This is a genomic window from Bacillus sp. SIMBA_031 (assembly GCF_046535225.1).
Taxonomy (GTDB): domain Bacteria; phylum Bacillota; class Bacilli; order Bacillales; family Bacillaceae; genus Bacillus; species Bacillus velezensis.
In genome coordinates, this window is record NZ_JAWRXC010000321.1 from 1 (window position 1) to 265 (window position 265).

The window sequence follows — 265 nt, forward strand, 5'->3', positions numbered from 1 at the left end:
GCAATGATTGCTCATTTAGCACAGTTTTGTCGTACCCAAGCCGCAATTATAGGCACGCTCGGTTATGGACATCCAGATAATTTAACACCGCTACAAAACACCACACCATCAACGGTTGATTTACAGCATATTTTAAGTGACTTAAAAGAGCAGCAACATCGCTTAGTAGCGATGGAAGTATCATCGCATGGATTGGTACAGCACCGTGTTGATCAGTGCCATTTCAAAGCGGCGGTAGTTACTAACCTATCTCGTGATCATCTAG

At 43.4% G+C, this 265-nt stretch carries 1 protein-coding gene; it reads left to right on the forward strand.

Annotated features, from left to right (window positions below; genetic code table 11):
- Positions 1-265 (forward strand): Mur ligase family protein (locus SB724_RS20475; RefSeq protein WP_410572732.1); only part of this gene is annotated, 265 nt, incomplete at both ends.